This is a genomic window from Lysinibacillus capsici (genome assembly GCF_003367505.1).
Classification (GTDB): Bacteria; Bacillota; Bacilli; order Bacillales_A; family Planococcaceae; genus Lysinibacillus; species Lysinibacillus capsici.
The window spans coordinates 13,755-25,477 of the sequence record NZ_PXXX01000003.1 but is presented as its reverse complement, the minus strand read 5'-3'; the positions used below and the strand labels follow the sequence as shown (position 1 = coordinate 25,477).

The 11,723-nt window shown below is 36.7% G+C and carries 12 protein-coding genes; 1 reads left to right on the top strand and 11 read right to left on the bottom strand.

The annotated features are described in order from the left end of the window. The first annotated feature begins 226 nt into the window (after nucleotides 1-226). Nucleotides 227-430 (top strand): hypothetical protein, encoded by a 204-nt coding sequence (locus C7B89_RS01215; RefSeq protein WP_054549571.1) that lies wholly within the window; start codon nucleotides 227-229, stop codon nucleotides 428-430. A 94-nt stretch (nucleotides 431-524) separates the two neighbouring features. Here the strand turns inward: C7B89_RS01215 and C7B89_RS01210 are convergent, their stop codons facing one another. The 11 genes from C7B89_RS01210 to C7B89_RS01155 form a co-directional block, all read right to left on the bottom strand. Beyond that, nucleotides 525-1,067 carry an acyltransferase gene (locus C7B89_RS01210; RefSeq protein WP_054549572.1) on the bottom strand — a complete coding sequence of 181 codons (543 nt, stop codon included), beginning with the start codon at nucleotides 1,065-1,067 and terminating at the stop codon, nucleotides 525-527. Nucleotides 1,068-1,072: 5 nt separating this feature from the next. Then, nucleotides 1,073-1,714: a pyrophosphatase PpaX gene (gene ppaX, locus C7B89_RS01205; RefSeq protein ID WP_048390836.1), complete on the bottom strand. Its 642-nt coding sequence runs from the start codon at nucleotides 1,712-1,714 to the stop codon at nucleotides 1,073-1,075. Between the two features lie 13 nt (nucleotides 1,715-1,727). Then, nucleotides 1,728-2,549 carry a prolipoprotein diacylglyceryl transferase gene (gene lgt / locus C7B89_RS01200; protein ID WP_054549573.1) on the bottom strand — a complete coding sequence of 274 codons (822 nt, stop codon included), beginning with the start codon at nucleotides 2,547-2,549 and terminating at the stop codon, nucleotides 1,728-1,730. A 43-nt stretch (nucleotides 2,550-2,592) separates the two neighbouring features. Then, on the bottom strand, nucleotides 2,593-3,528 hold the full coding sequence (gene hprK, locus C7B89_RS01195) for an HPr(Ser) kinase/phosphatase (protein ID WP_004227974.1): 936 nt from the start codon (nucleotides 3,526-3,528) through the stop codon (nucleotides 2,593-2,595). A gap of 142 nt (nucleotides 3,529-3,670) precedes the next feature. Then, the gene (gene cccB / locus C7B89_RS01185) at nucleotides 3,671-3,994 is read right to left on the bottom strand and encodes a cytochrome c551 (protein ID WP_048390832.1); all 324 of its coding nucleotides are present in this window, start codon (nucleotides 3,992-3,994) and stop codon (nucleotides 3,671-3,673) included. Nucleotides 3,995-4,042: 48 nt separating this feature from the next. Further along, entirely contained in the window at nucleotides 4,043-4,885 is an 843-nt protein-coding gene (locus C7B89_RS01180) for a YitT family protein (RefSeq protein ID WP_004227970.1), read from the bottom strand. A 165-nt stretch (nucleotides 4,886-5,050) separates the two neighbouring features. After that, on the bottom strand, nucleotides 5,051-6,280 hold the full coding sequence (locus tag C7B89_RS01175) for an EAL and HDOD domain-containing protein (RefSeq protein ID WP_048390830.1): 1,230 nt from the start codon (nucleotides 6,278-6,280) through the stop codon (nucleotides 5,051-5,053). A gap of 165 nt (nucleotides 6,281-6,445) precedes the next feature. Beyond that, nucleotides 6,446-7,093 (bottom strand): VTT domain-containing protein, encoded by a 648-nt coding sequence (locus C7B89_RS01170; RefSeq protein WP_048390828.1) that lies wholly within the window; start codon nucleotides 7,091-7,093, stop codon nucleotides 6,446-6,448. Between the two features lie 249 nt (nucleotides 7,094-7,342). After that, the gene (locus C7B89_RS01165; protein WP_103118789.1) at nucleotides 7,343-8,890 is read right to left on the bottom strand and encodes a fatty acid--CoA ligase family protein; all 1,548 of its coding nucleotides are present in this window, start codon (nucleotides 8,888-8,890) and stop codon (nucleotides 7,343-7,345) included. Nucleotides 8,891-9,032: 142 nt separating this feature from the next. Then, complete coding sequence (locus C7B89_RS01160; protein WP_054549574.1) at nucleotides 9,033-10,967, bottom strand: FtsX-like permease family protein; 1,935 nt, start codon at nucleotides 10,965-10,967, stop codon at nucleotides 9,033-9,035. After that, nucleotides 10,939-11,715, bottom strand: coding sequence for an ABC transporter ATP-binding protein (locus C7B89_RS01155; protein ID WP_004230460.1), 777 nt, complete (start codon nucleotides 11,713-11,715; stop codon nucleotides 10,939-10,941). The genes C7B89_RS01160 and C7B89_RS01155 overlap by 29 nt, the downstream gene beginning before the upstream one ends. Nucleotides 11,716-11,723 lie beyond the last annotated feature (8 nt).

Here is an 11,723-nt window from a genome sequence, read left to right as displayed (position 1 = left end):
ATAGAGTATTCTCAATATCGAAATCCAATAATTATATCTATATAATTATTTTTAACCAATCACTTAAAATGATTCTCAATCTCATTATCGTCAATAATACTTTTATATCAATACATTTATTGATTATTACTCTCATTTTATTTTACTTTTTACATTTCAAAAAACTTAATATAGAATAGCATTAATAACAAAAAGAACCATATACATTACATTGGAGGGATTTATTATGGCATGTCCATTCGTACAACTTAGTGAGCAAATGATCGTTAGTATTTGTAAAGGCGAGTTTTATCCTGGTGACAAGGTAACACTTCACACAACTGAAGACATTGATGGGACTGCAATTAAATCAACTTTTGTTGAAACAACTTGCTTAGGTGATCATGACACTTGTGAATTCAAATCAGATTATGACGCAGCTCTTGCTTAAACAGTAAAAGCTACTCCCAAAACCTAGTGTTTTTGGGAGTAGCTTTTTATGCAAAAAACTCACGAAGTATATCACTATACTACGTGAGTTTTTATTATTTCTTTGGTGTACACCACTCTACAGCCTCATTACGTTTGCGCTCAGCCATTTGTTCAGCAGTATATATTATTCGCATTGGATTACCCCCTGCTAAACAGCCTGCTGGCACATCCTTATGTACAAGAGTGGCAGCTGAAACAATGGCACCATCACCAATTGTTACACCTGGTAAAATAGTTGTATTTGCCCCTATCATTACTTCTTTTCCGATATGAACATCACCTAAGCGATATTCCTCTATTAAATATTCATGCGCTAAAATGGTAGTATTAAAACCAATCACAGTATTGTCTCCAATGAAAATACGTTCAGGAAACATGGTATCTGGCATGACCATTAAGGCTAATGACGTTTGCTTACCAATAGTCATGTTTAAAAAAGTACGATATAGCCAGTTTTTCACACGTAAAAATGGTGTGAAGCGTCCAATTTGAATGACAATGAAACACTTCATCACCTTCCAAAAGGACACCGTGTCATATATATTCCAAAGTGAATTGGCTCCTTCGACACGGTAACGTTCTGTCTTACGCGCCATCTACCTTACCCCTCTTTCACAATATCAAATAAATCTGACATATGCTGCAACATATATTCTGGTTGATACTGCTGTAAGTAAGCCTCTCCCTTAATTGCCCAAGCAACACCCGCTGCTCTTACACCAGCACGATGTCCAGCTTCAATATCGTGCGAATTATCACCAATCATAATCGCATAGTCTTTTTCTATCCCTAATCGTTCCAACGCAAGCAATACTGGCTCTGGATCAGGCTTCACATTGTTCACATCATCTGTACCAATACGCACATCAAATAGATGCGTTGCACCAAGAATAGCAAGTCCACGATCGATGGTCTCATTACGTTTCGTCGAAACAATAGCCAATTTTATACCTTGAGCTTTTAACTGCTCTAGAGTTGACACAACATCAGGATATTGGCTGACTAGGTCATCATGGTGTGCAATATTCCAAGCGCGATACATCTCTATCAAATCGTCTTCTTCACCTGGTGCAATGTCATTAAATGTCTGTTTCAATGATGGACCAATGAATTTCAGGCAATCTTTTGGCGAATATTGCCCGGGAAATCGCTCATTTAATACATGCATAAATGTTTGAATGATTAAATCATTTGTATTTAGTAAAGTCCCATCGAAATCAAATAGTAGTGCCTTAACAGCCATCTTTTACAACCCCTTATTTATTATCCAAGTATTTTACGGCTGGTTTCACCTTTATTCTACGATAAATAATTGCACCTAGACCAACTACAATACCGATAATGGATACAACCTGTGCTGAACGTAAATCTCCCACTAAGTAAAGGCTATCTGTGCGCATTCCTTCGATATAAAAACGACCAATTGAATACCAAATTAAATAGCTAAAGAATATTTCTCCACGATGTAAGTTCACTTTACGCAAAACTAATAGAATAATAAGCCCAATTAGGTTCCAAATCGATTCATATAAAAAAGTGGGATGAACATATGAACCTAATTCTTCAATATACATTTGATTAATAATCCAGTCTGGTAGCATTAGGTTTTCTAAAAATGCTTTCGATACCTCGCCACCATAGGCCTCTTGGTTCATAAAGTTGCCCCATCGACCAATAATCTGCCCGATTAAAATACTAGGTGCTGCAATATCTGCTACTCGTAAAAAGCTTACATTTTTTATACGAGTATATATGTAAGCTGTGACAAATGCCCCGATGAGTGCACCATGGATGGCAATACCACCATTCCATATCTCTATGATTTTGCCTGGATTTTCACTATAGTAATCCCATCGCATTGACACATAGTAAATACGTGCACAGATAATGGATATAGGAACTGCCCATAATAATAAATCTGCAAGAAAGTCTTCAGGCAGACCTCGCTTAACGGCCTCTCTTTGCCCAACAATATAGGCTAAAATGATTCCCGACACAATTAGCAATCCATACCAACGAACTGGAATTGGTCCTAAATGAAAGGCAATCGGGTCAATTTGCAATAGTAATAAATCCATCTTCTACTCCTCTCAATATGTCATGAACAATGTTGTTCGCTTTTTAATCGTCTAACACATCATTTGATGAAATCACTTCATCTAAACGTCTTGAAAATTCCTCTGCCGCATTGACGCCCATTTTCTTTAAACGATAGTTCATCGCTGCCACTTCAATAATAACGGAGACATTGCGTCCAGGTCTTACTGGAATTGTTAGTTTTGTTAGTTCCGTGTCAATTATTTTCATTTTTTCTTCTTCTAAGCCCAATCGATCATAAACTTTTTGTGGATCCCATATTTCGAGCTCAATGATGAGGGTAATACGTTTATAGGGGCGTACTGCACTTGCACCAAAGAGTGTCATAATGTCAATAATGCCGATGCCTCGTATTTCCAATAAGTGCTCTAACAAAGGTGGAGGGCTTCCAATTAATAGGTTTTCTGATTCTTGACGAATTTCAACACAATCATCAGCAACTAAACGATGACCCTTTTTTACAAGCTCAAGTGCTGTTTCACTTTTACCTACGCCGCTTTTACCGATTATAAGCACACCAATGCCATACACATCGACAAGTACACCATGTGCTGCTGTCATTGGAGCTAAGCGCCCCTCTAAGTAGTTCGTCAATCTACTCGAAAATTTGGTTGTTGTCATATGTGTTTTAAACACAGGTACATGCTTTTCGTTTGAGGCCTGAATAAGTTCCTCTGGTACTTCTAAATCTCTAGAAATAATAATAGCAGGTGTATCCTGTGAACAAAGTAAACGCATACGCTCAAGCTTAACATCCGCTGGTAGCATTTCAAAAAAGGAAAGTTCAGTCTTGCCAAGCAATTGTACTCGATTTGCTGGATAATGAGTAAAGTATCCTGCCATCTCAAGCCCTGGTCTTGAGATATCACTTGTCACAATTGTCCTGCCTATTCCTTCTTCACCAGCTAATAACTCTAATTTAAATTTCTCCATAACATCTCTTGTTAATACTACGACCAATGAAAAAGCCTCCAATCAATGGATAAGGTTCATCTTATTTTAGCATGTCTATGTGTAAAAGAAATGTATTTACTCTCAATACAGCGTTTACTTGCACTAAAAAAACTAGCGGCTCTCCAGCCCGCTAGTTTTTAAAAAGCAATTATTTTTGAGTTGCTAACCATTTAGCAACAGCTTCAGCATCTGCACCTTTTACTAATCCTGCAGGCATGCCGTTTTTACCATTATTTATAATATCTAAAATTTCTGATTCAGACAAACGTGAACCTACATCATTTAATGCTGGACCATTTGCACCTTGTAGCTCGCCACCATGACAAGTAACACAAGATTTCATCGCTATTGCTTCGCCATCTGGCTCTGTAGCAGTTTCATTACCATTATTAGATGCAGTTTTATCTCCGCCGCCACATGCTGCTAAGAAGATTGCTGATCCGAACACTAATGTTAACATTGCTTTTTTCATTAGTACCCCTCCTCATAATAAATATCTTACGCCGCCATTATACCAAAATTATGCACGTTTGAAACCTTCTCCTAATACCTCATATGCATCAGAAACGATAACAAACGCTGATGGGTCAACGCTTTTAATGAGTTGTTTCAGCTTTGTGAATTCTGTTTGATAAACAACAACCATCAGAACTGGTCGTGCTTCTCCTGTATACCCTCCAATTGCTGGTAACTTCGTTACACCACGATTAATTTCAGCATAAATGGCTTCCCTTACCTCATCTTGTTTCAATGTAATGATATAGACCATTTTTGACTGACTAAAACCTAGCTGAATAATATCAATCGTTTTTGTGGTAACATAAAGTCCAATCAGAGCATACAAACCTTTTTCTAAGTCAAAAACAATTGCTGCACTAATTGCGATAACGCCATCTATTAACAGCACACTTGTTCCAAGCGACAATCCTGTAAACTTCGTAATGATTTGCGCCAGTAAATCAGTGCCACCAGTTGAAGCATTCCCCTTAAAGACCAGTCCTATTCCTAGGCCAACAACAATTCCACCAAAAAGAGCACCCAATAAAGGATTATCAGTCCACGGCTCCCAGCTATTTGTTAATAAGACGATAAAAGGTAATGTAATTGTCCCAATAAAGGATTTTATTCCAAATTTTTTGCCCAATAATAAAACACCAGCAATAAAAAGCGGAATGTTAAATGCATACTGAACAATTCCCGGATTCCAACCAAATAAACCATGCAAAATCGTACTTATTCCACTTACCCCACCTGAAGCGACTTGATTTGGTAATAAAAAGACATTAAAACCAATAGCAATTATTGCCGCTCCTACAATGACATACACATACTCCACAATGCTATCTCTCACATCATGTTTCATTTCCCCACGCCCACTTCAACTATCAGAATTTTTTAAAGACGAGATGATTATAGCAAATACTTTTAGCATTGAGAACTTCATCATGATGAAGGGATACTAGATTGAGGAAGGTATAAAATAAGCTATCTTACAGTATTCAATAAAGATAGCTTTTGTTGATTTGGTTTAAAATGATTTTTCTGCCCATTCGATGGCTTCATAATATAAAAGATCAATGTCAACTAACTGAATATTCAACTGTACAGCTAGCTCTTCTAATCGTGGCCAATCAAGTTTACTTAACGCAATACTAAACTCCAAATATGGGGTCATTTCCGTTTCAAAGCCTAAAATGGTATTCGTAATAGCCTCTGAGAATGGTAGCTGCTGTAAAATAACATTCATCGGTCTTTGAAGTAATGTATCAATTAGAGAAAACATGCCGACTAAAAAATATTCTGAGAAATTCTTTTTATAAGCAAGCTTAGCTAGTTTTTCACAAACCTTAGCTCGGAATAAAGACGTACACATCACTTCTTTAAAAAGATCAGAATCAGCATCAATATCAATTTCACGCATGGCCAATAAATAAATCCATTTTCGTAAATTGGATACGCCCAATAACACAATCGCTTGCTTGATGGAGCGCACTTTAGATTTAGAACGTTTAGATGAGTTATTAATCATTTGCAATAATTTGTATGTCAATGAAATATCACGTTCAATATTTTCCGCTAACAAATGAATATTTGGTTCTTCCTCTTTTAGTAAAGAGATAATGTGAATATATTGAATCGCATTTGCTGGAATGTCTGTTGCTCGTATTATTTGCGGTTGTTCAAAAAAATAACCTTGAAATAACACATAGCCTGAGGATTTAGCGACTTCAAATTGATGACGCGTCTCTACCTTTTCAGCGAGCAATTGAATATGTGGAAATTTCTCCTTAACTTTATTTTCGATTTCCATTCTTTTTACGATGGAAGAAGCTAAAAAATCCACCTTAATATAATCAATTTGTTCAAATAATTCATCATAAACTTCCACTTGATCATCCATCATAAAATCATCCAAGGCAATTTGAAACCCCTGTTTTTTTAGCTCAATTACACGCTCCACTAATTGAGAGGTAAGTGGAACATCCTCTAATATCTCAATCACTACCTGTGAGGGATTTAAAAATTCATGTATAGAGCTCATCAATAAGTTTTCAGTAAAATTAACAAAGCCAGGCTTACCTTTCGTTACCTCTTCAAAACCAATTGAAAGAAATGAGTTCACAAGTACATCAATCGTTGCTGCATCTGAATCGACCATTGGAAAGGCATTTACATTTTTGCTACGGTATAACAATTCATATGCAACGACTTGCTCATGAAGATTAAATATAGGCTGTCTGCCAATGAATACTTCCATTCCATTGCCCCCCATTTCTCCATTTTCTAGTAATTTATAGTATAACATTTTTTACGACCTGATGCTTATACTTCAAGCTAACTTAACATGCCAACTTTGCTTTTTCAGCAAATAATAAAGAAAGGACAGTCCCTGTGATGATGAATCACTTAAGGACTGTCCATATTATTTACCGACTTTGGATTTAATTGCACCGATCACTGCAGGCACAACTGATATAAAGATAATCAAAATCAATACAACAGAGAAGTTATCTTTAATAATTGGAATATTCCCAAAGAAGTAACCTAATAACGTACAACTGAATACCCATAAAATTGCACCAAAAATATTATAAAATAAGAAATAACTATATTTCATTTTACTTGCACCCGCCACAAACGGGATAAATGTACGAATAAATGGCATGAAACGTGCGATTACGATCGTTTTCCCACCATGTGTATTAAAGAATTTTTCAGCTGCTTCCATACGCTCTTTCTTAACAACTCTACCGAGGAGGCTCTTTGGCGGAATAGATGTCCCTACCTTATGTCCAATATGATAGTTCATCGTATCTCCCAAAATAGCTGCTGCTAAAAATACAGGGATTAAAATCCACATATCGAATGCGCCCATTGCCGCAGCTAATGTTCCACTTGCAAATAACAAGGAATCACCAGGTAAGAATGGGAAAATAACAACCCCTGTTTCTACAAAAACAATCGCAAATAAAATAAGATAGCTCCAATTGCCAAAATCACGAATAATTTCTTCTAAATGCACATCGATATGCACAATAAAACTTATTAACTCCTTAATGAGTTCTAACATGTTTTTGTATGCTCTCTTTCAATAGTATTTTTACCTAAAAGTTTTGACGTGGCTTCACCTCAAAGGGTTCCAGTTTTGTACGTCTTTTTACATTACTTCCTCACTATATGACAAGCTCTTGAAAAGTATGTAGAAGATTTCACAAGTTTGATTTTATCACTTACAGACATCTACTCTCAACTGATTTTACTATTATACGAATAATGTACAAAAAAAGAGCTACCATTTTTCAATAGTAGCTTTTCTCGTTTAAACTTTCTCTTTTAATGAGCGTCTTAATATTTTTCCTGTTGTGTTTTTTGGTAGTTCATCCAGTATTTCAATTACTTTCGGAACCTTATACTTCACCATATGTTTAGCACAATAGGATAGTAGATCATCTGTTGTAGTAGCAGCTACTTCTTTCAGCACAACATAGGCATGTACTGCTTCCCCTAAGTTAGGGTCTGGGAAGCCTACCACTGCTGCTTCTACAATATTATTATGGGCAAACAGCACTTCCTCTACTTCACGAGGATAAACATTAAAGCCCCCTACAATAATCATATCCTTTTTACGATCGACAATGTAAAAATACCCTTCTTCATCTACCTTTGCTAAATCTCCTGTATAGAGCCAGCCGTCACGAATCGCCATCGCCGTTTCTTCAGGCATTTTATAGTATCCCTTCATCACATTTGGACCACGTACAATTAGCTCTCCAACTTCGCCCACAGGTACTTCCTGACCATTAACATCAACAACTCTATTCTCGACATTGCTAATGGATGTTCCAATAGAGCCAGCTTTACGATCACGATCTAATGGGTTAAAACATGTCACGGGTGAAGCTTCGGATAAGCCATAGCCCTCTGACACACGCACATTAAATTTCTGTTCGAAATTATGTAGTAGCGCAACAGGCAAGGAGGCACCACCTGAAATAGCTAAACGAATTGTCGAGAAATCTTCAGGATTGCCCTCAGGTAATTGGTACAAGAAATTATACATAGTAGGAACACCAGCAAATACCGTTGCTTTTTGCTCTCGTGCTAAAGCAAAAATTTCGCTAGGGCTAAAGCGTGGTGCAAGTAAAACTGTTGCCCCACTTAATAAAGGCGCATTCACCACTACCGTTAAGGCAAATACATGGAATACAGGTAGTGTCGCAATAACACGGTCCTCTGCATTAATGCCTAAATAATGCGCAACATCACGTGCATTTGAGTACACATTGCCATGTGTCAGCATGGCTCCCTTTGGACTACCTGTAGTTCCTGAAGTATATAAAATAATAGCATTGTCATCCTCTGCAACTTCAACAGGTTGTAAAGATTGAGTGGTTTTGGCGATTACATGTGTAAATAAATGTGTTTTTTCTTGTGCTTGTGGTGATAAAGCTGCCACTTTTTCCGCTATATCTGGTGTGGTTTCACAAACTATAAATGTTTTTACCTGTGGAAATGCTTGTACACCTTTTTCAACCAATGGCAGCAACATATCCAGAGCAATGACTGCTTTTACATCTCCATTATGCAAAATGTAAGAAATTTCATCCGGTGTATAGATTGGATTAACAGGTATTGCTGTTGCCCCTAAGCGCATTGTTGCATAGAGGGCAATTAAGTAGTGTGGCGTGTTGCCGAGTAAAAACGCCACATGATCCCCTTTTTCAACGCCTAAATCTTGTAATCCCTTTGCAAAGCGGCCAACTGTATGCTCAAATTCCCCGTAAGTCGTATCTTTCCCCATAAAATGATACGCCACTTTTTCAGGTTGTTCTGTTGCCTGTTGACGAACACGTGAAACTAAATTCAATTACACCATCCCCTTATCGTATAAAATGAATCGTTATTCAGTAATATTATATAAGAAATATATCTAAAAAACAATGAGTCTTTTTATCTCATGTCATAAATTACGTTAAATAATTCATTTTTTTCTCTTTTAAACCATTACTTCATGAGCGAATATGGGAGATATAGCGCCATCGAATTAAATAAAAATAAACCACTTGTATTAATACAAAAAAGCCAAAAGCAAAGAATACTTCTTTTACAATCGATATATTCGCAATGTCCCTTAAAATACCTTGAACCATTAGAAAAGCAAAGGCACTATGCATCATCGCAACACCCCAAGGTAAAAAGAATTGGGGAAACAAATGGCGATTAACTAGCTTTTTTAACTCTGTATCTGTTAAACCCATACGTTTTAATACATCAAATTTACGCTTTTCACGTTCGAGGGATGTATGCAATTTAAAATAGATAAAGCTACCAGCTGCAAGTAAAAATACAGTGGCTACTAAAACACCCACTAATGTAAATAATGAGTAGGTAGCTAGTATATAAGAATAATTTAATCCTGCATTTTCAAAGTAAAAAGGGCTAAACTTATCCTTTTTAATAAAATATAAATTGGATTCTAGATGATCGATATCCTTACCAATATCCTTCGTTTCCATCCATTGAGGAATAACAAATGTAAATAGATGATAGCTTGGTTGAATAATGTCTTGATCGGAAATCGGATGAATAAGCTTCGCGAAGTCTTCATCACTAATGACAATCGAATTGACACTGACAATCGAGCCTGGAAACACTATTTTTGGATAGACACTATCAATAGTGAGCGGTATATTGTTTTCTTCTAAAACAGTATGCACAACTCGATCTTTTAATTTTTTTAGGGAATCCTCCGAATAAGGAATGAATACTGCCTCACCTGCTTCCAGATTCAATAATGGATAACTGTAGGAAGAAAGCAGGACATTCATATCGGACTCTCGAAAAACCTCCACTTCATTTCGAGTGAAAGAGGAGGTTTGCTTCACAACAATAAAACGGGATAGCTGATAAGATAAACCTTTCTCCTCTAATTGCAGCCTTAAAGAATTGATATGCTCCCGTTCATATGGATTATCGACATCCCCTTTATAAACCAGCCCGAGTGGATTTAATCGATCATATTGCGTTGTATAGGAGGACATTGTTGCTAAAACACCAACAGATAAAAATGCAAGTGTCGATACCATCGTCACAACGAAAAACATTTTCACGTTATCCATCATTATATGCGTTTGTTCTGCTAGCGATAGTAGACGGTAGCGTTGCCAATGATATTTGCGTTTCCCACGTGCTAAATCTAAAAAACAAGGTACAGAATCACTGAAAAAATAATAGGTGCCAAATGTTGCGGAAAATGGTATTAACAGCGTTAGCCCAATTAGTGATGTATGTCCGACAACAAACGCGAGAATATACGTCGTTACAATTAAAGAAATACCATAGAAAGCTCGTATTTTGGAATACGTTGTTAAGCTATTTAAATAATCACTGCCTTTTATAAGATCTCGTAATTTTCTCTCTCGTGTAAAATACACACTAATAAATGAAATGACGAAAAATGCACTTGTGAAAACACCAATCGTTAATAAAAATGGCTCCCATGAAATATAGAGTGGTAAATCTTCTAAATGTAAAATTTCCCTAACAATCATAAAAAAGAATTTTGAAAAGGAGAAACCAAAGACAATCCCTACAATAATGGAGCCTGTTCCAATAATCATTGTCTCTAAAAAGACAAGTTTATTCATCTGACGTTTTTCCATTCCCAAATGCAATAAAATAGCAAATTCATGTGATCTGGCCTCTAAAAAGGCACTCATGGAATAATATAAAAAGAATAATGTAAACAGGACGAGAACAATTTCAGCCCCCACCATCCCAATGAGAGACATCTCCCCTAATATCCCACGTTCAATATCAGGGTGAAACATCAGCATGGAATAGATAAAAAATACAGCCACAGAAAAAAAGCTTGCCATGAAAAAGGCGCCATATATCCGGCTGTTCCGCACGACATTACGGTAAGCGAATTGTCGAAAGGTCACCTACTTGCCCTCCTCCTAGTAAGCTCAAAACATTTAAAATACGTTGGAAAAACATCTGACGGCGGTCATCTCGATAAATTTCATTAAAAAATTCACCATCTTTAATGAATAACACTCGATCACAATAACTTGCTGCAATTGGATCATGCGTGACCATCACGATTGTCGTTTGTTTATCCTGATTCACCTTTGTCAATAGTTCAAGCACATCACGTGAAGAATTTGAATCTAAATTACCTGTAGGTTCGTCCGCTAAAATGAGACTAGGATTATGAATAAGCGCACGACCAATTGCTGTTCTTTGTGCCTGTCCCCCAGATATTTCATTTGGACGTTTATGAAGGAAGGAAGTTAAATCTAGCTTTTCTACAATACTTGCCAGACGCTCCTCCATTACCTCTAGTGGCTGTTGATCTAACGTTAAGGGCAACACGATATTTTCCTCGACCGTCAGCATATGCAAAAGATTGAAATCCTGAAACACAAAGCCAAGCTGTCTTCTTCTAAAATAGGCAAGCTCTGTAGCATTCAACTTATGTGGATTCATTCCATCTAAAATGATTTCTCCACTAGTTGGTTCATCGATGGTCGAAATAATATTCAACAATGTCGTTTTACCGCTTCCTGAGGGCCCCATAACAGCTAAAAACTCGCCTTCTTCCACGTCAAAGCTCAATTGATTTAATGCTCGATGCGTTACTTTACCTTCGTACACTTTTGTCACATCTTTAATTTGTAAAATAGGCATACTTCATT

What these genes read in the sequence shown, in the direction of transcription:
- C7B89_RS01155 (WP_004230460.1), bottom strand. Translation starts at nt 11,715, where the DNA reads ATGCCTATTTTACAAATTAAAGATGTGACAAAAGTGTACGAAGGTAAA.
- C7B89_RS01175 (WP_048390830.1), bottom strand. Translation starts at nt 6,280, where the DNA reads ATGGAAGTATTCATTGGCAGACAGCCTATATTTAATCTTCATGAGCAA.
- C7B89_RS01180 (WP_004227970.1), bottom strand. Translation starts at nt 4,885, where the DNA reads ATGAAACATGATGTGAGAGATAGCATTGTGGAGTATGTGTATGTCATT.
- lgt (WP_054549573.1), bottom strand. Translation starts at nt 2,549, where the DNA reads ATGGATTTATTACTATTGCAAATTGACCCGATTGCCTTTCATTTAGGA.
- ppaX (WP_048390836.1), bottom strand. Translation starts at nt 1,714, where the DNA reads ATGGCTGTTAAGGCACTACTATTTGATTTCGATGGGACTTTACTAAAT.
- C7B89_RS01215 (WP_054549571.1), top strand. Translation starts at nt 227, where the DNA reads ATGGCATGTCCATTCGTACAACTTAGTGAGCAAATGATCGTTAGTATT.
- C7B89_RS01210 (WP_054549572.1), bottom strand. Translation starts at nt 1,067, where the DNA reads ATGGCGCGTAAGACAGAACGTTACCGTGTCGAAGGAGCCAATTCACTT.
- cccB (WP_048390832.1), bottom strand. Translation starts at nt 3,994, where the DNA reads ATGAAAAAAGCAATGTTAACATTAGTGTTCGGATCAGCAATCTTCTTA.
- C7B89_RS01170 (WP_048390828.1), bottom strand. Translation starts at nt 7,093, where the DNA reads ATGTTAGAACTCATTAAGGAGTTAATAAGTTTTATTGTGCATATCGAT.